Origin of the sequence: Methanobacterium aggregans (assembly GCF_017874455.1) — an archaeon.
Classification (GTDB): domain Archaea; phylum Methanobacteriota; class Methanobacteria; order Methanobacteriales; family Methanobacteriaceae; genus Methanobacterium_C; species Methanobacterium_C aggregans.
This window is the reverse complement of the sequence record NZ_JAGGLN010000001.1, coordinates 314,632-335,261: the sequence shown is the minus strand read 5'-3', so window position 1 is coordinate 335,261 and position 20,630 is coordinate 314,632. Positions and strand designations below refer to the sequence as shown.

The 20,630-nt window shown below is 37.5% G+C and carries 23 protein-coding genes; 10 read left to right on the top strand and 13 right to left on the bottom strand.

Annotated features, from left to right (window positions below):
- Positions 1-768 (bottom strand): non-homologous end joining protein Ku, encoded by a 768-nt coding sequence (gene ku / locus J2756_RS01645; protein WP_209581684.1) that lies wholly within the window; start codon positions 766-768, stop codon positions 1-3.
- A 389-nt stretch (positions 769-1,157) separates the two neighbouring features.
- Here ku and J2756_RS11605 point away from each other — a divergent pair, with 389 nt between their 5' ends.
- Both J2756_RS11605 and J2756_RS01640 read left to right on the top strand, forming a co-directional pair.
- Positions 1,158-1,280 (top strand): hypothetical protein, encoded by a 123-nt coding sequence (locus J2756_RS11605; RefSeq protein WP_281063369.1) that lies wholly within the window; start codon positions 1,158-1,160, stop codon positions 1,278-1,280.
- Positions 1,281-1,408: 128 nt separating this feature from the next.
- Positions 1,409-1,624, top strand: a complete 216-nt coding sequence (locus tag J2756_RS01640; protein WP_209581678.1) for a hypothetical protein — start codon at positions 1,409-1,411, stop codon at positions 1,622-1,624.
- Between the two features lie 338 nt (positions 1,625-1,962).
- On the opposite strand, the gene J2756_RS01635 is transcribed toward J2756_RS01640, so the two are convergent.
- A complete protein-coding gene (locus J2756_RS01635) occupies positions 1,963-2,238 on the bottom strand; it encodes a putative quinol monooxygenase (RefSeq protein ID WP_209581672.1) in 276 nt (91 codons plus the stop codon).
- Positions 2,239-2,379: 141 nt separating this feature from the next.
- Positions 2,380-2,976 carry a hypothetical protein gene (locus J2756_RS01630; protein WP_209581669.1) on the bottom strand — a complete coding sequence of 199 codons (597 nt, stop codon included), beginning with the start codon at positions 2,974-2,976 and terminating at the stop codon, positions 2,380-2,382.
- 117 nt (positions 2,977-3,093) lie between these two features.
- Between J2756_RS01630 and J2756_RS01625 the strand changes: the two genes are divergently transcribed.
- Positions 3,094-3,588: a DUF308 domain-containing protein gene (locus tag J2756_RS01625; protein WP_209581666.1), complete on the top strand. Its 495-nt coding sequence runs from the start codon at positions 3,094-3,096 to the stop codon at positions 3,586-3,588.
- An 80-nt stretch (positions 3,589-3,668) separates the two neighbouring features.
- On the opposite strand, the gene J2756_RS01620 is transcribed toward J2756_RS01625, so the two are convergent.
- Complete coding sequence (locus J2756_RS01620) at positions 3,669-4,367, bottom strand: hypothetical protein (RefSeq protein ID WP_209581664.1); 699 nt, start codon at positions 4,365-4,367, stop codon at positions 3,669-3,671.
- 319 nt (positions 4,368-4,686) lie between these two features.
- A complete protein-coding gene (locus J2756_RS01615; RefSeq protein WP_209581662.1) occupies positions 4,687-5,124 on the bottom strand; it encodes a hypothetical protein in 438 nt (145 codons plus the stop codon).
- Positions 5,125-5,298: 174 nt separating this feature from the next.
- On the opposite strand from J2756_RS01615, the gene dmpI reads away from it, so the two are divergent.
- From dmpI to J2756_RS01600, 3 genes are all read left to right on the top strand, one after another.
- A complete protein-coding gene (dmpI, locus tag J2756_RS01610) occupies positions 5,299-5,490 on the top strand; it encodes a 4-oxalocrotonate tautomerase DmpI (protein WP_209581660.1) in 192 nt (63 codons plus the stop codon).
- A 90-nt stretch (positions 5,491-5,580) separates the two neighbouring features.
- Positions 5,581-6,873, top strand: coding sequence for an MFS transporter (locus tag J2756_RS01605; RefSeq protein WP_209581658.1), 1,293 nt, complete (start codon positions 5,581-5,583; stop codon positions 6,871-6,873).
- A gap of 175 nt (positions 6,874-7,048) precedes the next feature.
- Positions 7,049-9,187, top strand: a complete 2,139-nt coding sequence (locus J2756_RS01600) for a thioredoxin domain-containing protein (protein ID WP_209581655.1) — start codon at positions 7,049-7,051, stop codon at positions 9,185-9,187.
- Here J2756_RS01600 and J2756_RS01595 read toward each other — a convergent pair.
- Complete coding sequence (locus J2756_RS01595) at positions 9,184-9,567, bottom strand: CopG family ribbon-helix-helix protein (protein WP_209581652.1); 384 nt, start codon at positions 9,565-9,567, stop codon at positions 9,184-9,186. The genes J2756_RS01600 and J2756_RS01595 overlap by 4 nt on opposite strands.
- A 184-nt stretch (positions 9,568-9,751) precedes the next feature.
- Here J2756_RS01595 and J2756_RS01590 point away from each other — a divergent pair, with 184 nt between their 5' ends.
- Genes J2756_RS01590 through J2756_RS01580 form a run of 3 tightly spaced genes read left to right on the top strand, consistent with a single transcriptional unit; the run spans position 9,752 to position 12,251 of the window.
- The gene (locus J2756_RS01590; RefSeq protein ID WP_209581649.1) at positions 9,752-10,654 is read left to right on the top strand and encodes a metal ABC transporter solute-binding protein, Zn/Mn family; all 903 of its coding nucleotides are present in this window, start codon (positions 9,752-9,754) and stop codon (positions 10,652-10,654) included.
- A 32-nt stretch (positions 10,655-10,686) separates the two neighbouring features.
- The gene (locus J2756_RS01585) at positions 10,687-11,457 is read left to right on the top strand and encodes a metal ABC transporter ATP-binding protein (RefSeq protein WP_209581646.1); all 771 of its coding nucleotides are present in this window, start codon (positions 10,687-10,689) and stop codon (positions 11,455-11,457) included.
- Positions 11,457-12,251 carry a metal ABC transporter permease gene (locus tag J2756_RS01580; protein WP_209581643.1) on the top strand — a complete coding sequence of 265 codons (795 nt, stop codon included), beginning with the start codon at positions 11,457-11,459 and terminating at the stop codon, positions 12,249-12,251. Before J2756_RS01585 ends, J2756_RS01580 begins: the two co-directional genes overlap by 1 nt.
- A 95-nt stretch (positions 12,252-12,346) precedes the next feature.
- Here J2756_RS01580 and J2756_RS01575 read toward each other — a convergent pair whose 3' ends face one another.
- From J2756_RS01575 to J2756_RS01545, 7 genes are all read right to left on the bottom strand, one after another.
- The gene (locus J2756_RS01575; RefSeq protein WP_209581641.1) at positions 12,347-13,459 is read right to left on the bottom strand and encodes a chitobiase/beta-hexosaminidase C-terminal domain-containing protein; all 1,113 of its coding nucleotides are present in this window, start codon (positions 13,457-13,459) and stop codon (positions 12,347-12,349) included.
- Positions 13,460-13,772: 313 nt separating this feature from the next.
- The gene (locus J2756_RS01570; protein WP_209581638.1) at positions 13,773-14,690 is read right to left on the bottom strand and encodes a prenyltransferase; all 918 of its coding nucleotides are present in this window, start codon (positions 14,688-14,690) and stop codon (positions 13,773-13,775) included.
- Between the two features lie 112 nt (positions 14,691-14,802).
- Positions 14,803-15,276, bottom strand: coding sequence for a flavodoxin family protein (locus tag J2756_RS01565; protein WP_209581635.1), 474 nt, complete (start codon positions 15,274-15,276; stop codon positions 14,803-14,805).
- A gap of 172 nt (positions 15,277-15,448) precedes the next feature.
- A complete protein-coding gene (locus J2756_RS01560; protein WP_245315873.1) occupies positions 15,449-15,772 on the bottom strand; it encodes a DUF488 domain-containing protein in 324 nt (107 codons plus the stop codon).
- A gap of 227 nt (positions 15,773-15,999) precedes the next feature.
- Positions 16,000-16,674: a ribose-5-phosphate isomerase RpiA gene (rpiA, locus tag J2756_RS01555; protein WP_209581633.1), complete on the bottom strand. Its 675-nt coding sequence runs from the start codon at positions 16,672-16,674 to the stop codon at positions 16,000-16,002.
- A gap of 152 nt (positions 16,675-16,826) precedes the next feature.
- Entirely contained in the window at positions 16,827-17,258 is a 432-nt protein-coding gene (locus tag J2756_RS01550) for a UPF0179 family protein (RefSeq protein ID WP_209581632.1), read from the bottom strand.
- A 279-nt stretch (positions 17,259-17,537) separates the two neighbouring features.
- Positions 17,538-18,581: an NAD(P)-dependent glycerol-1-phosphate dehydrogenase gene (locus tag J2756_RS01545; protein WP_209581630.1), complete on the bottom strand. Its 1,044-nt coding sequence runs from the start codon at positions 18,579-18,581 to the stop codon at positions 17,538-17,540.
- 627 nt (positions 18,582-19,208) lie between these two features.
- Between J2756_RS01545 and proS the strand changes: the two genes are divergently transcribed.
- On the top strand, positions 19,209-20,618 hold the full coding sequence (gene proS / locus J2756_RS01540) for a proline--tRNA ligase (protein WP_209581617.1): 1,410 nt from the start codon (positions 19,209-19,211) through the stop codon (positions 20,616-20,618).
- Positions 20,619-20,630: the final 12 nt, after the last annotated feature.

Here is a 20,630-nt window from a genome sequence, read left to right as displayed (position 1 = left end):
TTAGATCTCACCGAGCATCTTTTTTAGTTCTGCTTCTAGAGACCTGGTTTCTGCTAATTTTGCTTCGGCTTCTTCTATTTCTTCACCTAAAGCTTTCTTTTCAATGAGCTTTCTCACTTCTTTGGTGTAGGTCTCAGTGTATTTACTCCAGTCAAAATCAAAACTAAACTTTTCAACAACATGTAAACCCATTTCCAATAGTTCCTGGTCAACATCACTATCTACAACTTCTATTTGGTCTATAGTGCGTACTTGTTCTTCGTATAGAAGTTGTTTGAGTAGGAAACCTTTTTCATATGCTTGCAACATGCCAAGATATTCATTTGTGTGTGATACCCACCTGATTACCGCAACTTTGCCACTTTTTTCCATGACTTTCTTCAATAACTGGAAACTTTCCCCTCCAAGACTTCCTTTCTGCATCTTCCCAGTGCCCAAGTAGTATGGGCGGCTCATAGCCACTGTAGGTATTTCCTCTAAATTGCAGAATCCTTCAATGGTCATTATCTTGTTATCCCGTGGTTTCAATGCTTCAATTTCCTCTTCGGTAAATTGTAAACACTCTTCCGCAATAAAATAAGCCTTGGATATATCTTCAGGCTTAAGTTCTTCACCGTCTTTTTCACACACCCTTTTATATCTAACCCGTCCACAATCAGTTTTATGCACCAGATGGAAATCTACGTGAAGATTTCCACTTGCAGCATAGGATCTGACCGGGATAAGAATAGTTCCAAACATCAAATACCCAGACCATATAGAACGCATGGATTTACCCCCAATCTGATTATATTATAATATATTCTGGAATTGATTCATAAAAAGTGTAATTAAATTTATTTTTTTCCATTGGGCTTTGTACAGCAGATTATAAATCCATATTTCGAATTTAGTACCTTGTTAATATTTTATTACTAAAACTAGTTAAATATTTTGTAACTTTTGTAGGGTTTATAAATGAGTAAAACCCCATTTAAACTGTATTTTAAGTAGAATTCTACACCATCCAAGTACAAAGATCTGAAGGTTGTAGTCCAAATCGGCAGATACTTGAATCTGAACCCGTTGGTGCACCACAGGAACGTGATTTTAGCAGAATATCAGCACCTGCAGCTCGTCACATCTAAATTACAGCTGGCAGGGTACTGAGGACTAGCTTGACAGTTGCAAGTGAAGCCACTGGCTGGATGGACCCTTTCAAAGAAACAAATGCTTTGAGTAATGAGTTTCAAAATGGAGGCGTTGCAGCAGCTCGGATAGTGTTGTTATTAAAAATTTAAAATAATCTACTTATATGTTGATTAATATAATATGTAAATGGAAAAGACTTTAAGTTTTTAGAGATTTTTTAAGCAATTAGAATGAATAAAAAAATAAATTAATTTGAAAAATTGGGAAGTTGTGCAATATGGCAAAAGAAATAAAACAATTAGTGGTTGGCATAACTCGAGAGGGCGATATAATTGTTAAAAGTGCAAGGGGCAGAATGTATTCTGTTAAAAAATCTGCAGATTTAAAATTCAGTTGTGAGGATTTATTCCAGGATGTAGAAAAAGATTTATTCGCCACTATTGATGCGGAAGCTCAAACTTGGGAATGTACCTCTATAGGATTAGAGCAATAATTCATAGAAATAAATTATCATAAATAAAATTATATCCATTTTCTTTAAAAAAATGCAGGGTTTAAGGTGAACTGTGTCTTAATTGGATAATTTTACTGATCCATCTATCAAAAACTACCCTATTTTTTTACTTCATTTTTCGTTATATACTTTAATATTAGAAATATGGAAGTATAATTGTATGCTCTGCAGGTTCAAAAAAAATGGGTATTTTAGGGTTTTCAAGTTTTTTTAGCCACAGTCCTAACTAAATAGTTTCCTCAATTACACAGAATGCTGAATTGAAGGGATATCCTGGAGGATATACTATTTTTTAATGTGTCTTCCATATGGATACTTTAAACTGTTGTTTCTACTTCATCAAGGTAAGTAATGGTGAATGTGACACCCATTTTTTTTAGAGCTTCTCTTAGGGCTTCTGATTCCAAATACTTTTTTGCGTTTTCCATATTGTCCCATTCGAATAAAATCATAGCTTCATTGGGATCATTGGAGTTACGGAAGAGACTAGCTTCTTTAGAGCCGGCTTCTTTTCGTATAGCTGATCTTTCATCAAAAACAGGCTTCCACTTATCAAAACTCTCAAGTTTTAGTTGTGCAATTATGTGAACCATAATTCACCCCCTTAACTATTGATTATGTTACCCAAATCATAATAATTTATTGATTTTTTTTGTTTTTTTAAAATAAAAAAAATGGAAATTTTCAATTATTTTCTATTTAACTTCCATGGGTTCAATTAATTAAGTATTATTTTAGCTGTCCCTTGCCATAGCAAGTAGTAGGGCATCAGAGCGACGCACATCATAGTTATTAAAGCTATTTAGGAAATTTTTAAGGTGTTCCTCACCCTTTTCAGTTAAAAGGTAGTCTTCAATTTCTTCCAGTAAAAGTTCTTCTTCTAACAGGGGTTTTATGAGATTGTTAAATTTTCCTTCAAAATCGTAGGGTTCAGAAGCTGTGGCTTTAAGCTCACTGAGTACTGGAATGTAGTTGTCGGGATGGAAAGTGCTATCCAGGGATGAAATTATTTCTTTACGTGTTCTTTTTTCCTCTTCCCATAAAAGGTATAGTATCCAGTTTCTAAAGGCTATTAACCTGTTTTCCTCCCAGCATTCCTGTAAGGGTAGTTTATATTCTTTGGAGTAATCCTCTTCTTCCCCTCGCTCAGCAGAAATAGCTTCCCTGAACAAACCTACTGCATCTCTGAAGATACCTGCCCCTACAAATATTCCAATAAGAGCATCCACAAAGTAAATACCGTAAATCGCAAATATAGCGCCGATAATAACCGAGGTACCTATGAAAATGTGAATACTTAAAATGTTGATAATCCATGTTTCATCCATCATAAAGTTTCAAACTGCACCATTAATTCTTAAGAAAATTTAATAAATTATTTATATCATAATTAATAACAACAGTACTATTATGGGGCCTGTTTGAATTGAAAACAGGGGTTGATTGAAATGGCAGAAGGAAAGAATGTTTTACTCGGTATTTTTGCAATAATTCTTGGTTTGCTGGTTATGGCCTTCCCACTCATCAGTGTTTTTACGGCCAGCGTTCTTGCAGGTTTTACTCTGATAATTCTAGGTATCTGGTTATTTGTCCAGAGCTTTGAAACCTGGGAAACCAGTAAAGCCATGAGTATAGCCTCATTGATACTTGGTGTTCTTGCAGTAATTGTGGGAATAGGCTTATTTGGAAGAATAGTTGCATTCAGTATATTTGCAGGTCTTTGGTTCTACATAGGTGGATTTTTCCTTGTGATAACAGGTATACTGTCACTGTTCTCAGATGGTAGCACAACATCCAAGGGTGCTGGTGGAGCAGGAATAATTCTAGGTATTCTGTACATGATTTTAGGTATGTATGCATGGAATCCATACTACCTTGCAATGCTTATTGGACTCTGGTTGATAATTGCAGGTATAATGGAATTTTTCAAACCTTCAGAGTGATTAAATAAAAAACAGGCCCCCCTTTATTTTTCCTTAACACCGATCACATTAATAGAACAGGATCCAATGGAAAATTTGTATCAAATGTCAATACAACAATCCATGCAGATCTCAGGCTTTTTAAGCTGTCCATCCATGTAGCCATAGATATCCAGAAGTCTGGCTTTGGTGTAGGGAACATCAGTTTCTTCTGCCGTTAAAAAGTCAAGTGTATGTACATCAAATGAATCAAAACTGGATCTATTCTCATCATAGAATTCTTTTAGTTTCATGAGGGATCTTTTGTTAACCCTCTTCATCTTCAGACTGTTTTTGAAGTACTGGTCAAAAACTGGGATGTTGCCAAAGATACCTAACATTATCCTTGTTATAAGGGCTTCAGACACTTTAATATTTTCTCCAAGGGAATCAACTATCTTTTCACGGCATTCCAGAAGAAGTTCCATGTTTTCAGGGGTGTAGGAGTCAAGGTCAATCTCCCAGAGCATTGGATCCATACTTGAAATTGTTCTGATTAACTCTTTGAAGTTTACCACACTTCTTCCAAGAAGGGGTGAGGACCCACGCATCATTCCAGAGCTTGCAAGGTAAAACCCGATTTGAAGACAGCTCATCTGGAGGTTTACATCATCTGCAAGTTCTTCAACCCTATTTTCTTTATAGAATGAATAAAAATAGTTGTAGCAGTAATCAAAGGAGGAATAACTTCCATCATATGTTCTTCCTGGGCTTTGTTCTGTTCCATCAAGGTATTGATTGATAGATCTTTTTATATCCATGAATAACATTAAAAAACCGCTTTAATATAAATATGTTGTTAAGGGTTTAAAAAGGAGTAAAACCTTTAAACTTGATTGTTGGGATAGATATTCCCCTAATTTATTAATAAAATTTCGAAAAATTTAAACAATTTGAGCATGTTGTATCAGATAATATTTCAGTGTAGTGAATCTTAAAGGATTAACCTTAAAAATCTTTTTTGAGCCATCATTTTTTCCAAAAAAAATGATAAAATTTATTTTAATATTCCAAATGTAAAAAGGGAGTTCCTAACAAAAAAAGATGATAAAACTAAAAAATTGCTGTTTAAAATTTTGATCATGACCCATTGAGTGTTTCCCTGAATTCAGTTTTTAAGTCAATATTCACATTTTTCAAGGATTTAAAGTGGGTTAAAATAGATTTATTCGTATCATTACCTGAAAATATATCTTTCCTAAAGTCTGTAAGGCTATTCAAGGTTTTAATTGTTACGTTAAGATTATCCTGAATAGACTCAAGTTCCTTATCCCTCTCTTCACGGGAAATACTTCCAGAACTGTACTTCCTTTCAATTTGAGATTTTTGAGACTTGTAAACTGAGTTAAAATAGTTTTCAAGGTAGTTGTTCTGTTGATCCATGAAATGGTTTAGACTCTTATCATCCAGGAGAACGTTCCCTGAAAGATCCGTTTCAGGAGCGTTAAAACCTGTTAAATGAAAGAATGCAGGTATTAAAATCACAAGGGTTGCTACAGCCACCAAAAGCCAGTTCATCCTATTTTTAAAGTTCATCATAATTTATTAGAATGAATTCCAATTTAAATTTAATGGAATACACTCGAACTGTTAAGGTTATTCAATGGAAGTGTTATACATCTAAAATGGAAACTTCTAAAAGAAGAAGGAAACCATATCAAAAGTAAAAAAATAGATTTTAGAGGTGTAAAAATGCCTGTTATAACCATAGACGGACCAAAACTCACAAAGGAACAGAAAGCTGAACTCGTTAAATCCTTCTCAGAGAAGGCAAGTGAAATTATGGAACTGCCAGTGGAGGCCATTGTTACCATAATAAGGGAAGTGGAATCAGAGAATGTCGGCACAGGGAACATACTTCTCTGCGACAGACAAAAGAAATAAGTTTCAATGTTATTTTTTCTTATTTCACTATTTTTAGGTACAATAAATTAATTTCGACTCATTTAATGAATTAAAGGTTTAAGAGGATAAATGACAGATCTGATGCTTAACCAATACAAAAAAACCACAAGGACACATTACAAGATCCTCGGGCTGAGCTGGGCCGGCTGGATCTTCGATTTTTACGACCTTATACTCTTCACCTTTCTTATAATACCCATTGGAACCGAGCTTCACCTGTCCAACCTCATGCTCTCATACGCCCTTGGAATTTCACTTGCAGCCACAGCAATTGGTGGGGTTATCTTCGGGTTTTTATCTGACAGGTATGGTAGAAGAACTGTTCTCCAGATTACAATAATTGTTTACAGTGTGGGAACATTTCTCTGCGGACTTTCAACGAGCCTTGAATCCCTAATTCTATTCAGGATAATCACAGGATTGGGGGTTGGTGGTGAATGGGCAACGGGTCAGACCTACATCGGTGAAACATTTCCACCCCACCTGAGGGGTAGATACGGTTCTTTTATGCAGACGGGAGCACCACTTGGGATTGCATTTGCATCTGTTGTAGGAGGTCTCCTTGCACCAAGCCTTGGATGGAGAACCTGTTTTTTCCTATCAATTATCCCTGCATTCATGGTTATATACATAAGACGTGGACTTCCAGAATCAGATCTCTGGCTTAAAGAAAAGGAAGAACGTGCAAAACGGATTTTCAAAGGCACAAAAGATGGTTTAAAGGACAAAAAAAAGGAGTTAAACAAGTTTTTAGTCCTGTTTTCCAGGGAGTACAGGAAGGAATTTTTACTGGCACTTTTACTGGCTGTTCTGGGTTTATCTGCATACTGGTTCACATATTCATGGATGCCAGATTACCTGTACTCTCAGAGGCATTTTTCACTGACTAAATCTGCACTCTGGATAATTGTAACCCAGATCGGGGGCTTTTTAGGATATCTTTCCTTTGGATTTGTTGCAGATAAAATTGGTAGAAGACCTGCATATTCCATTTACTGTTTCACAATGGCCCTTGGTCTTGTGATGATAACAGTACTCTGGGATGTGGTTGTGGTTTATCCACCAGTCATATTAACCTTCATGTTCCTTGTGGGCTTTGGAACAGGTTTCTTTGGAGGTTATGGACCATTATTTTCTGAATTGTTTCCAACTGCAATTAGAAACACAGCCTCAGGTTCTGCATTCAACCTTGGACGTGGTGCACAATTTTTAACCCCCATAATCATTGCATCCATTGCCACGAAGTATGATCTGAGCCTTGGAATATTCTTAGCAGCTGTATTTGCAGTTGCCACGGGTTTATGGATATGGACATTTCCAGAGACCATGGGAAGGAATCTTGAAGAACTTGAAGAGGACTAAAGAGTTTTATGGAAAGTTATCCCCCCTCTGAATATGTATGGAAGGAGGGAAGATAAATAAAAATAAATTCTTTAAAAATAATAATATTAACATGAATCAGTTCCAATTAATCTAAGGATCATATGATCTTACTTCAAGTTTTTTTTTAAGTCCAATAAATCCAGGGGGATTGAAAATGAATGGAAAAGATAATGTTCCTGAAAAGATCTACAACCACCTGAAAGAGGAGAAAAGTCCATACCTCATCCAGCATGCCCAGAACCCAGTTGACTGGTATCCGTGGGGTGATGAAGCCTTTGAAAAGGCAAAAAGAGAGGATAAACCTGTTTTTTTATCAATTGGTTATTCAACATGCCACTGGTGTCATGTGATGGCCCATGAATCCTTTGAAGACCCTGAGATAGGGGATCTCATCAACGAGGTTTTTGTGGCTGTGAAGGTGGACCGTGAGGAAAGGCCAGACATCGACAGCGTTTACATGACCATCTGCCAGCTCATGACAGGCTCAGGTGGCTGGCCACTCACAATCATCATGACCCCTGATAAAAAACCCTTCTTTGCAGGCACTTATATTCCCAAAGAGACAGGTTATGGGAGTGTTGGACTCAGGGATGTTGTTATGAATGTTAGGGATCTATGGAGGGATGAGAGGGATGAACTTTTAAATTCAGGACGTCAGGTGCTAAGGGTACTGGAAGATGTATCTTCCCAGACCACAGGAGACAAGCTGGATCCTGGAACCATAGACAAAACCTATTATTCTCTTTCAAAGGTATTTGATGATGAAAATGGTGGTTTTGGTGATTTCCAGAAGTTTCCAACACCCCACAATCTAACATTTCTTTTAAGGTACTGGAAACGTACAGAAAGTAAACATGCCCTTCAAATGGCCCTGAAAACCCTGGATTCAATGTCTGAAGGGGGTATATATGACCATGTGGGCTTTGGATTTCACCGTTACTCCGTGGACCCCAAGTGGCTTGTTCCACACTTCGAGAAAATGCTCTACGACCAGGCATTAATCTCAATGGCATATATTGAGGCATTTCAAGTAACTGGAGATCAAAGGTACAGGAAGGTTGCAGAAGAGATCTTTAGATACGTTTTAAGGGATATGAAATCTCCTGAAGGTGGTTTTTACTCTGCAGAGGATGCTGACAGTGAAGGTGTTGAGGGGAAGTTTTACCTCTGGAAGAAAAATGAGATCATGGACATTTTAGGTCCAGATGCTGAGCTCATCTCAGAGGTCTTCAACATCAGGGAAACAGGGAATTTTGGCAGTGAATTAACAGGTGAACATGTTGGAGCCAACATATTACACATAAAAGAACCATTGAATAACATTACAGAAAAATATCATGTTCCTCTGGAGGAACTGAAGACTAAAGTAGAAAGCTCACGGTTAAAACTCTTTGAAGAACGCAGAAATCGTGTGCATCCCCATAAGGATGATAAGTTACTTGCAGATTGGAACGGTTTGATGGTTGCAGCACTCTCCAGAGCATCACAGGTTTTTGGTGATCCCCTTAAGGGAGATATCTATTCAGAGAGTGCAGAATCTGCCATGAATTTTATTTTGGAGGAGATGTGCTCGGGTGATAGGCTTTTTCACCGTTACAGAGATGGTGATGCTGGTATTCCTGGAACACTTGATGATTATGCATTCGTTGTATGGGGACTTCTGGAACTTTATGAAGCCCTTTTCAAGCCAAAGTACCTGAAAAAGGCCGTGGATCTTACCCAGACCTTGTTAAAATATTTCTGGGATGAAGGGTATGGTGGTTTCTATTTCACTGCCTCTGATTCAGAACAAGTACTCCTCAGGGAGAAAAAAACCTATGATGGTGCATTACCCTCAGGAAATTCTGTTCAGTACCTGAACCTGCTTAAAATTGCCAAGATAACTGAAAATCAGGAATTTGAATTGAAAACTCGTGAGATGGAGCAAGCATTCTCAGTGAATGTTAAAAAGGCTCCAACAGCCCACACACAATTCATTGAAGCCTTAGATTTCAGGGTGGGTCCATCATATACTTTAGTTTTAGCTGGAAATCCATTTTCTGAAGATACCATCAGGATCTTAAAAAACTTGAGGAAGTACTTCATCCCAAACAAAGTTCTTATACTGAACCCAATCATTGAATCCCAGGCTGAAATCAGGTACAGGGATATTTTAGGTATAAAAGATGTTACAGAATCAGTTGAGATTAAGGGGATGATTGATGGTGGGGCAACACTTTACCTATGTTCAGATAAAAGCTGCAACGCACCTACCCATAGTTTGGAGGATGTTTTGAAGCTGATGGAATCTTAAACCACTATCAACTTCACATATTCCATTTTTGGCGATGTTTCAAACATCTTATAGAACTGGTTCATTCTCTGGGCGTTTCCATCTAAAATAAATATTTCAAGGCATTTATTCTCCCTCAGGTGACTGTGGATCTGGGTGCTGATTACATCCTCAAATCCATGTTTTATCTCTGTAACCCTGTCTTCAACCTTTTTATGGTGGATCAAGATCAGCACAGAATTTATCTCCCCAGTTAATTCATCTTTTTCTTTGTTGTCTGCTATCAACATTCTGGCACTTGCCCTTATAACTTCAGATCTCCCGGAAAATCCCATTTCATCCTTTATATGGTCTATTTCCTGGAGGAGCTTGTCGTTCAGGGATATGCTTACGATTGTCATGGTTCCACTTCCATTTTCTCTAGGGATAATTATTATTAACCTTTTATAAATAATTTGATATTTTTTATTATAAAAAGTTTTAAATATTAATAAAAATAAAAATAATTACAATTACCGGGCTTAAAATGGGAAAAATCTTTCAATTTTGATTTGAATAAAAATCAACAAGTTCAGGGGAATGATTTTGAAAAAAAAGAGGATAATTGGAATTTTTATGCTTTTAGGAGTTATTATATTCTTTCTTGGAACTGTTGTTTATGAGGTTTCAAATGATTCAAAGACAGTTGAAAACAGCACAGTAACCGTGGCTGTAACCATTCCCACAGAAACAGAATTTGTTAAAAAAGTGGGTGGAGACAGGGTGAATGTTGTGGTGATGGTTCCTCCAGGTGCAGATCCCCATACATACGAGCCAACACCAGGTAAAATCCAGAAGGCCGGGCAGGCTGATATGTACGCAGAGGTTGGTTCTGGAATTGAATTTGAAATCGGTTGGATGGACAAGATAAAAGGTTTGAACAGTGAAATGCTCATTGTGAACTGTTCCAAGGGCCTAGATCTCATGGAAAGCACAGACCCTGATGAGGGCAACAACGACCCCCATGTTTGGAACTCACCAAGAAATGCCAAAGTAATGGTGGAAAATATTTATGAGGGGCTTGTGGAAGTTGATCCCGAAAACAGGGATTACTACACCAAAAACAGGGATGTCTATCTGCAGGAACTGGATAAACTCGATGAAAACATCACAGAAACACTTGCAGATGATAAGGGCATGAACATAATGGTTTATCATCCTTCATGGGGCTACTTCTGCCGTGACTATGGACTGAATCAAATATCCATTGAAAAAGAGGGTAAAGAACCCACATCCAAAAACATAGCTGAACTTGTGACCCTTGCAAAAAAGGACAATGTGACTGTTATCTTCGTATCACCCCAGTTCAGCAATGCAAGTGCCAGTGTTATAGCAGACCAGATAGGGGGTCATGTTGTGTCCATTGATACAATGCCTGAAAACTACCTTGATAACATGTACAGGGTTTCAGGCATATTCGCAGAAACAGTGACGGACAATAAGGGATGAAAGTATAAAAAAAATTTATTTAAGGGAGTAATATGGTAGAAAAGATTCTTGAAATCAAAGATCTGAATTACAGTGTTAATGGCAGGACAGTGCTGAAAGATATAAACCTATCCTTAGATAAAAAAGATTATTTGGCAGTTATAGGTCCCAATGGTGGTGGAAAAAGTACCCTTCTTAAGCTAATTCTTGGAATTTTGAAACCAGACACGGGTAACGTGAAAATATTTGGAAACCCCCCTGAAAAGGCAAGAAAATTCATGGGATACCTTCCACAAACAGTTGTTTTTGACCATGATTTTCCAATAGATGTCTTTGAAACTGTTCTCACAGGCCGTTACAAGGGACTTTTTAAGGGTTACACCCCCAGGGATAAAAAAGCTGTTAAAGATGTTCTTGAAGAGGTTGGCATGCTAAAGTACCGCAACAGGCAGATAAGCAGGCTTTCAGGCGGGCAGATGCAGAGGGTTTTCATAGCCAGAGCCCTGGTGAGAAATCCTCGCATACTTCTTCTGGATGAGCCAATGGCAAGCATAGACCCTGAAATGCAGCATTCATTCTACAAACTCCTTTCAAAGCTCCATGAAAGGATGGCCATAATCCTTGTGAGCCATGATGTTGGTGCAGTTTCAACGCAGGTTAACAAGATAGCCTGCCTAAACAAGAAACTCTTCTACCACGGACCTGTTGAGGAATCAGCAGAGGGACTTGAAGAGATCTACAAATGTCCACTGGAACTCATATCCCATGGAATTCCCCACAGGGTACTTGAAAAACATCACCATGATAATGAGGGGGAATTTTAATGCTTGAATTTCTCTCATACACCTTCATGCAGAATGCAGTGATTGCAGCTTTACTTGTGAGTGTTGCATGTGGAATTGTAGGTAGCTACATCGTGATAAAACGCATAGTCTTTATAAGCGGAGGAATATCCCATGCTGCCTTTGGAGGAATTGGCCTTGGATACTTCCTTGGTGTGAATCCTGTGCTTGCAGCAATACCATTCAGCATGATTTCAGCCATGGGAATGGGGATGTTGAGTGAAAAGGTAAACGTGAGTGAGGACACTGCAATTGGAATATTATGGAGCCTGGGTATGGCTATTGGTATTATATTCATTAACCTAACACCAGGATACGCCCCAGATCTTTTCAGTTACCTCTTTGGAAGCATACTCACAGTTCCAACTTCAGATCTCGTGATCATGCTAGTCCTCGACATCACCATAATTCTAACGGTTTTTCTATTCCGCAGGGAACTTCTTGCAGTATCCTTCGATGAAGAATTTGCAGGAGTTGTTGGAATGCCATCAAGGAGTATTTATCTTCTGCTTCTCTGCCTTGTGGCTTTGAGCGTTGTTGTTCTCATTAAAGTGGTGGGTGTGATCCTTGTTATAGCCCTTCTAACACTTCCCGCAGCCATAAGCAAGCAGTTCACCCAGAACCTAAACAAGCTCATGATCCTTTCCGTGGCCACAGGTATGGTACTGACGGTTGCTGGGCTCTGGCTTTCATATGTTTTCAACCTGGCTTCAGGTGCCACGATTGTGATTGTTCTTGCTGTGGCATTTGGAATAGCATCCCTTTTGAAGGATTGAGTTCATATTCAACTAAAACCTTAAAAAATAGTGAAAATTTTATTTGAATTAAAAAAAAATCTAAAATAAAAAAAAATGGATTTACTTCTTGAACCTCATGTTAAAGTCCAGCGCGTACCTTGTTTTGTTTGGTTCTTGTAAATTCCGTAAGAAATCCATCCTTTTTTCCATTTGTATTTTGTGACGTATTTGTACTTGTATCTCCACTTTTTACCGACTTTGTACCTTACCTTCACCTTAGCCTTGTAGGCAACCTTCTTCCATCCTCTGTAGCTAACTGTTTTAACAAGAACACGTGCTGTGTATTCATATGTGGTTAAAACATATATCTGGTATTTAGATGTTGTTACAGATGATAACTCTCCGGATTCAGTGACTCCTATATACTTCAAGGTCTTGGAAGTGTTTAGACTGATTGGTTCTGTGTACAATGTACTGCTGGTTGTTGGGTTAGTTCCATCAAGTGTGTAGTAGATACTTGAATAACTATCTGAAGTTAAACTCACCTTCTGCGGAGCGTAGTAGTTTCCACCTGCAGGACTTGCAGTTATACTGTTTCCAACCTGATTGTCTAAAGCGTTGATAAAAGCATTTGCATCAGAGGCTTTTTTGGCTGTTGAGTCACTGTTGTAGGTTTCGTAGATCATGGTGGATATGCCCTTGCTTGCAATGGGTTCTGTGACGTACTGTGGACTTGTATGGTTTGGTGGGGTGTAGGTCCTTAAAAACGGCATGGTACTGATTATTTCATTGGCGTAGGTTTTGGTTTTAGCGTTGTTGGAAATTAGGTACAGAAATCTGCAGTAAGCGTAACCACTACTTTTATAATGATTCTCATGAACATCCACAACAAGCATGGGGTTTTCACTTGAAACATCTGGAACAATGAATCTCTGAGCCAGTAACTGTCCATTCATTCTGCTCTTTTTATAGTCACCAGTATCCTTGGTTACAGTAACCTTGTAGAGAACGTACCTTTTGGTGAGATTAGCTGATTTATTTGCAAGGGTCTTGGAAACAGCATTGTGTATTCCATTTTCCTGTGGATGCACACCAACTATGATCACAACTGTCTTTTTGGAACTTTGATTACCGTAGTAGGTTTTATCCACGTAACCATAACTTGTACTGCCAATGTTCTTGGTAACACCAACACTGCTTGTAACATTCGTTGCAGATGCACTGCTTAGACTTAAAAGAAATACCAAACTAATCAACAATAAAATTATAAAACACGATCTTCCTTTGATTGATTATCCCTCCTTTTCAGTTTTAATAATAATTTAAGAAGAGTCATGGTATATAATATTAACTATTAAATCATGATTAAAAGCCATGTTATCCTATTTAATAATTCATTTTCCTGCAGTTACAGATAAAAAGCCTATCTGTATTCTTTATAAAAGAAGGTGAAAAAATGGGACAAAATAAAATATATTCCTGAAAAAATTGAAATTTAATGCCAAATGAACTACTATTCTAAACAGTTTTTGAATAAGTCTATTGGATGATCCAGTAGTTTCATTTGATGAGGTAGATGAAGTAAAGATCAATTAGGATAACAACCAAAAACAGGGCAGCAATGTTCAGACTGGAAAATTTTGTTGCAGATTCTTTATCCAATGGTTTTTTTATCAATTCTAAAATCCCCAAACCTAATGGAATTAACGAAATAAGTGATAATATTTTAAAATCTATGATTGAAGGATACAAACCTGTGAATGGAATTACAAAAAATGAAAGTGTAAACAATAATCCTGAAACTAAAATGAGTTTAAACCCAAATTCACGGCCCTTCGAAACTATCAGGGTCGTTTTTCCACCTAATTTATCCCCCTCCATATCAGGCATTTCAACACTGATGATAAAGAAGAGCTGTAAAAATGTTAGTGGCAGGGCAAAAATAAGAAAGGGAAGATCCAGTGTTCCCATAATCGTGAAGTAACCCATTCCAGGCAATATGATTCCAGTCAGTACAGTTGAAATTTCTCCCAATCTTCTGTAAACTAATTTAATGGGTGGGGCAGAATAAAACCATGCTAAAAAGTTTCCCAAGAGTACAAATAAAAAGAACCAAACTGTGTATGAGAAGGTAAGCATGAAAATTGCTGCAAAACCCAGGGATAAGATCATGAGTGAAATGGCGAACCATTTTGAGAATGGTTTCAATTCTGGATTTTTAACCAGAATCCCACTACCCCCTGAAATCAAAGTTGGTTCAGCAAATGCATCAGCATCAGCATCAAAATAATCATTGCTGTAGTGAACTGCCAGATGAGCCAGAAATAGGATAGTATATCCCAGTAGGAATTTATTTAAAATGAATTCTGCATGGAGTAGAATGGCCAACAACACTCCAACACAGAAAAGCAGAAAACCCCCAACCAAAAACTGGGGACGTCCTAATTTAATGATATTTAGAAGAGTATCAATATCCATTTCAACCACCTACCTCATTAAAAGTGACTTCTATTGACTTAAAACCCTTTATTTAAACCCTGTGGGAATTACAGCAGTTTCTGGACTTAGATGAATTATTTTTTAATAAAGCTCATCTGGATTTAAGAATATCCTCTGCGAAGATTCTGGCGTTATTCAAATCCATTTCATTAGGATGTCCCTTATTCTTACCCATAAACCATCCTAATGGGCCTTTCAAGTCCAGATTTAATCCAAGTGGGCGGACTTCACCAGGACAGTTGAACTCTCCCAGGATTTCAGCACCTTTGAACTTCAACTTTTCCATAAGGATGTGGTGATAGTTTTCCCCGTGAATGCCAGAGGTTGAAAAAATGAACACCTTCTTGTCCATGGGCTGCATTTCCTCCGCAAGTTTTAGGATGTCCCTATGGGGTTTACCTCCATAGATACCTGAACCAAAACCAATAAGGTCGTAGTCTTCAAGTTCATTGGGTTTGACATCTTCAACCCTTACAAGATCTCCATTCATGGTTTCTGCCATGGCCCTGGCCACCTTCTCTGTGTTCATATGGTGGTAGGATTTGTAGATGATAATCATCTTCATGGATTCTCACCCCCCATAAAATGTTAATAAGCCATGATTCTATTAACCTTCATTTTTTACGATTTTTAAGTTTGTATTGCTTAAGAAACTTGATTTAAGAGCTTTCTTAATTAACCATGAATTCTTGAAATATCTGTTTTAACAACCATTGGTTGTCTCTTAAGTAATTCCATTAAAACCACTGCGTTGTTGTGTTTTTCATCTGAGCAGAGTACACAAGAGTCAGAGTCTTGTTAAACTTTTCTATGATCTTCAAGTGTGCAATTAATTCTTTTTTATCCTTAAGTTCATCCAGATATCTGGTCTTGAACTCCAACCATCTCTCAGGGTCATGGGCAAACCACTTTCTCAGTTCGTTGCTGGGGGCTACGTTCTTCATCCAAAAATCTAACTTTATATCCTCCTTGGACACACCCCTGGACCATATTCTGTCCACCAAAACTCTGAAACCATCTTCTTCTTCTGGAGGTAAGTAGGCTCTTTTGATGGTGATCATACTAACTATTTATGTAGTGAATAATATTTTAATTTTTAGATATTTTTAGGGTAAGCCCAATTCAATGAAAAAAATAGATTTAAAAAAAGTTTTAGAAATTTCGCATAAAAAAAGCATTTATAAGTAAGTAATGGAGTTCATATAAAAAAAGGAAATATTATGGGATTTTCAGTTAATCTTTAATGTTTTTATCCAGATTACAATTCAATTCAAGGATCTATTCAACATTAACCTTTTTTCAAAACCTTAACCCCTTCCTGTGTGCCTACAAGCACTTCATCAACGTATCCTGAGAAAATTCCATTCTCAATAACTCCAGGGATGGAATTTAATTCTTTTTCAAGGAATTTTGGGTCTGATATTTCATTGAAGGCAACTTCAAGGAGGAAGTTGTTGTTATCGGTTATAACAGGGCCGTCCTTTCTCTCAGCCATTCTGATTGATGGTACACCACCCATATCTCTTAAACGGTTTGAAACAACTCTGTAAGCTGCGGGCATTACCTCAAGGGGTATGGGCATTTTTCCAAGTTTTTCAACGAGTTTTGATTCATCCACAACAACAACGAACCTTTCTGCTGAAGAATCAACTATCTTTTCAAGTGTGTGGGCTGCACCGCCCCCCTTTATCAGGTTCAAGTCTGGATCAACTTCATCTGCACCATCAACTGCTATGTCAACGTCATTCTCTTCTAGGGTTGTTATTTTGATTCCAAGGTCCCTTGCAAGGAAGAAGGATTGATAGGATGTTGGAACTCCCATTATGTCAAGTTCCTCTGTTTTCACCCGCTCTCCAAGTCTTTCAATGAAGTGAAGGGTTGTGGATCCAGTTCCAAGTCCAACAATATCCCCGTCCTTAACAAGCTTTGCAGCTTCGTATCCAACCTGTTTTTTAAGTTCCATAAATAATTCCTCTTTAATTGTAATGCAATTCATCAATGTTATATTTTAACAAATTTTAGCTTCTTTAAATCTCTTTTTTTTATTTAGTTTTTATTGAATGATCTTACTCTACTTTGTAATAACCATGTTTTTTTGAGGGTAAAATGTAAACTTCAGTATCTTAATAGTACCGTTGTGAGATCGTATCCCTTTGCACATTTATCCCTTACTTTTCCAACCTTTTTGACTATTTTACATTTATCTTCTATGTAGAGTCCCTCTGGAAAGCACAGGTCTCTCATGGAACATTCTTCATCACATTCTGGCGGGTTAAAAACTAATTTAGAGCCTTCAAAAGCTTTTTTAGAGTCTACTGCTGTTTTTATGTAGGCTTTATCAACCTCAACAACCTTAACCTTTCCACCTTCATGTACAAAGCATGGTTGTTCTGCATCTTTAACATCCTTTATTATGTACATTCGCCCGCTTTCAAGGGCGTCTATGCATGTGCCTTTAAATCTGCACCTTTCACATTGAGAAGAAGCTCCGTAATGCATGAATTTAAGTCCTTTATTTGCAAGATTTTTTCCAATGAGTGTTATCATGTTATCATCATTCCTGGGACAACTCCCAATTATTCATATTAATTTGTTAAATATTATGATGTATTTAAAGTGAATCAAACTACATTGAAATTATTATATCCATAAGATTATATAAATCTAGGTTACTTGAGCCATATTTAAAAAAAGCACTATTTTAAATTGATATGATTCAAAAGAAGAAATCCATAATTTTTACAAAGAAAAAAATCCCTCCTGATTCCAAAAACATCAAAAAAAAGTTCATGTGATTGAAATGATCAAAAAATAAGATGATTGAAGTTAAATAACTCCAGTTGTGGTTGCAAGTGTTTCTGCAGATTCCCTTGTAAGACCACGGTCTCCCAGTATTGTGTATCGTTCTTTCCGAATTGTGTGTGCCTTTGTAAGAGCTTCAATAATGAACTCTGGTTTTATTCCCATTTCCTTTGCAGTTGTTGGTGCTTTGATGGTTTTTAAAGTGTCCCTTATAAATTTCCAGTCCCCACCGTGGAGGTACATCATCATTATGGTTCCAACACCACACTGTTCACCGTGGAGTGCAGGTTTCGGTGCAACAATATCCAGGGCATGACTGAATTTATGCTCAGAACCGCTTGCAGGTCTGCTTGTACCAGCTATGCTTATTGCAATACCACTGCTTATCAAAGCCTTCACAACCAGCCCAGCACTTTCTGTAAGGCCTTCTTTAATGGCATCTGCTGATTTTGTGGTCATCTCTGCAGTCATAAGTGAGAGTGCTGCTGCAGAGTCACTGAAATATTCATTGAGAAGTCTGTAGGACAGTTTCCAGTCCAGTATGGATGTGTGGTTTGAGATTATATCTCCGCATCCTGCTGCAAGGAGCCTGAAGGGTGCCTGACTTATTATCTTTGTATCTGCAATGACCCCTATTGGAGGTTTTGCCTTCAATGACACGCTTCCCCCCTCATTCTTTATTGAAGCCCTTGGTGATGCTATTCCATCATGGGATGCTGCAGTTGGCACACTTATGAAGTGCAGTTCTGATCTGGTGGATGCAAGTTTTGCAGTGTCTATAACCTTGCCTCCCCCAACACCCAGAACTATTGAAACATCATCCATAGCATCCTGAACCTCCAGAACTGAATCCTTGGATGCAGTGTCAATTGTAACACATTCCACATCAAAACCTTCACTTTGAAGACTTTCAATTGCCTTTTCCCCTGCAACTTTTATGGTTCTGGGTCCTGTTACAACCAGTGCTTTACCTTCAACCTTCAGATCCTTACAAATAGCACCTGTTTCTGTTATAACCCCAGCTCCTGCGTGGATTTCCCTTGGAAGCTGAATCTTTCTAAAATCCATTTTATCATCCCTTCATTTTAAATTCTTAAAAAAATGCATCTATTCAAATATTTTTATTGGTTACACTATACAAATTCCATTCAATTGCTTGATATATTTATTCAGAGTTATCTTATTCAGAAATAAGTTTTAAAACTTCTTTTTTCTTTATAATATTTTTAACACAAGGATAAAAATAATTTTTGATTTAATTTTTATTTCAAGCCATGTTCTTTGAAAACCTAATTTTATGATGTGAATTATATGTAAAAAGAGCCACTACTGAAAAATGAGTGTTACCTTGAATAAAATGAATCAATCTAAAAAAAATCTATCTAAAAACATCTGATTCTAACTTTTTTTCATAGTTCCGAGATTTATTCATAGTTTCTGGGAGTTTTTATTCCAAAAATTTATTATTCAAAAAATAAATACTAAAAATTCAAAGGTATAATAAAAAACAATGAAATACAAAGAACTCCTAAATAGTTCTAAACAAGATTTTGATATTAAGTTCAGGAGTCAAAACTCCAAAGGATTTTATCTAAAAAAAAAATTTCTAATTACAGATTTCATAGGGGATTGCAGATCGAATCTTCATGGGTACGATATGAACACCGGCAGTCCAATAAACAACATGGTGAATAAATGACAGAATTCAGCGAATGGTTTCACAACATCCTAGAAGAAGCAGAAATAATTGACACACGATATCCAATAAAGGGAATGCATGTATGGTTGCCTCAGGGCTTTAAAATAAGAAAATACACCCTTAACATTCTTAAAGAGATACTGGATGAGGATCATGAGGAAGTACTATTTCCACTTTTAATACCTGAAGACGAACTTGCGAAGGAAGCTATACATGTTAAAGGGTTTGAAAGCGAAGTTTACTGGGTAACACACGGTGGACTCACCGAACTCAACAAAAAACTTGCACTGCGACCAACCAGTGAGACTGCAATGTATCCCATGTTCTCCCTCTGGGTGCGCTCACACACAGACCTTCCAATGAAGTTCTACCAGGTGGTGAACACCTTCCGTTATGAAACCAAACATACACGACCTTTAATCAGGGTAAGGGAAATCACAACCTTCAAGGAAGCCCACACAATACATGCAACCAAAGAAGAGGCAGATATGCAGGTTGAAAGGGCCCTTGAGATATACAGAACCTTCTTCAATGCACTTGGAATTCCATACACCATAAGTAAGAGACCAGAGTGGGATAAGTTTCCAGGTGCAGATTACACAATGGCCTTTGATACACTGCTTCCAGATGGTAAAACCCTGCAGATTGCAACGGTACACAATCTGGGCCAGACCTTTGCAAAAACATTTGATATCACCTATGAAACCCTTGAAGGAGAACATGAATATGTTTACCAGACATGCTATGGACTTTCAGACAGGGTCATAGCATCAACCATAGGCATACATGGAGATGAGGGAGGATTGTGCCTCCCACCTGCAGTTGCACCCTACCAGATCGTGGTAGTTCCAATCATATTCAAGAAGGGAGGAGAAGAAGTTCTTGATTTCTGCAAAAACCTTGAGGAAAAACTTAGAAATGAAGGATTCAGGGTTCACTTCGATGACAGGGATATAAGAGCTGGTAAGAAGTACTACGAGTGGGAAATGAGGGGAGTACCCCTTAGGTTAGAGGTTGGTCCAAGGGATATTGCAAATAAAAAGGTTGTAACTGTTAGACGTGACAACGGTGAAAAGGAGTTCATGGATTTCAATCCAGAAAGTTTCATAATGGATATAAATGCTTTGATGGAAAAAATAAATATAAATATGAACAAAAAAGCCTGGAACTCCTTTGAAGATAAGATCAGAGCCGTTGAAAACATTGATGAAGTCTCAAAGACCCTGGAAGAGCATGGTGGGATCATTTCCTTTGGATGGTGTGGGGATGAAACATGTGGTAAGGATCTGGAGGAAAAGGTCAACGTTGACATACTTGGAATTCAAAGTGAATCTGAAGCAGATGAAGTGTGCATGAACTGTGGTAAACCTGCAAAACACATTGCCCTTATGGCAAAAACCTATTAAACCTTTTAAATG

Bases quoted from the DNA above. Each gene is read 5' to 3' on its own strand.
- J2756_RS01550 (WP_209581632.1), bottom strand. From the start codon at position 17,258: ATGATAACACTCATTGGAAAAAATCTTGCAAATAAAGGACTTAAATTC.
- J2756_RS01580 (WP_209581643.1), top strand. From the start codon at position 11,457: ATGCTTGAATTTCTCTCATACACCTTCATGCAGAATGCAGTGATTGCA.
- J2756_RS01560 (WP_245315873.1), bottom strand. From the start codon at position 15,772: ATGATCACCATCAAAAGAGCCTACTTACCTCCAGAAGAAGAAGATGGT.
- J2756_RS01545 (WP_209581630.1), bottom strand. From the start codon at position 18,581: ATGGATTTTAGAAAGATTCAGCTTCCAAGGGAAATCCACGCAGGAGCT.
- J2756_RS01640 (WP_209581678.1), top strand. From the start codon at position 1,409: ATGGCAAAAGAAATAAAACAATTAGTGGTTGGCATAACTCGAGAGGGC.
- dmpI (WP_209581660.1), top strand. From the start codon at position 5,299: ATGCCTGTTATAACCATAGACGGACCAAAACTCACAAAGGAACAGAAA.
- J2756_RS01625 (WP_209581666.1), top strand. From the start codon at position 3,094: ATGGCAGAAGGAAAGAATGTTTTACTCGGTATTTTTGCAATAATTCTT.
- J2756_RS01635 (WP_209581672.1), bottom strand. From the start codon at position 2,238: ATGGTTCACATAATTGCACAACTAAAACTTGAGAGTTTTGATAAGTGG.
- J2756_RS01630 (WP_209581669.1), bottom strand. From the start codon at position 2,976: ATGATGGATGAAACATGGATTATCAACATTTTAAGTATTCACATTTTC.
- J2756_RS01605 (WP_209581658.1), top strand. From the start codon at position 5,581: ATGACAGATCTGATGCTTAACCAATACAAAAAAACCACAAGGACACAT.
- J2756_RS01565 (WP_209581635.1), bottom strand. From the start codon at position 15,276: ATGAAGATGATTATCATCTACAAATCCTACCACCATATGAACACAGAG.
- J2756_RS01585 (WP_209581646.1), top strand. From the start codon at position 10,687: ATGGTAGAAAAGATTCTTGAAATCAAAGATCTGAATTACAGTGTTAAT.
- J2756_RS01570 (WP_209581638.1), bottom strand. From the start codon at position 14,690: ATGGATATTGATACTCTTCTAAATATCATTAAATTAGGACGTCCCCAG.
- J2756_RS01600 (WP_209581655.1), top strand. From the start codon at position 7,049: ATGAATGGAAAAGATAATGTTCCTGAAAAGATCTACAACCACCTGAAA.
- J2756_RS01615 (WP_209581662.1), bottom strand. From the start codon at position 5,124: ATGAACTGGCTTTTGGTGGCTGTAGCAACCCTTGTGATTTTAATACCT.
- J2756_RS01620 (WP_209581664.1), bottom strand. From the start codon at position 4,367: ATGGATATAAAAAGATCTATCAATCAATACCTTGATGGAACAGAACAA.
- ku (WP_209581684.1), bottom strand. From the start codon at position 768: ATGCGTTCTATATGGTCTGGGTATTTGATGTTTGGAACTATTCTTATC.
- J2756_RS01595 (WP_209581652.1), bottom strand. From the start codon at position 9,567: ATGACAATCGTAAGCATATCCCTGAACGACAAGCTCCTCCAGGAAATA.
- rpiA (WP_209581633.1), bottom strand. From the start codon at position 16,674: ATGGAACTTAAAAAACAGGTTGGATACGAAGCTGCAAAGCTTGTTAAG.
- proS (WP_209581617.1), top strand. From the start codon at position 19,209: ATGACAGAATTCAGCGAATGGTTTCACAACATCCTAGAAGAAGCAGAA.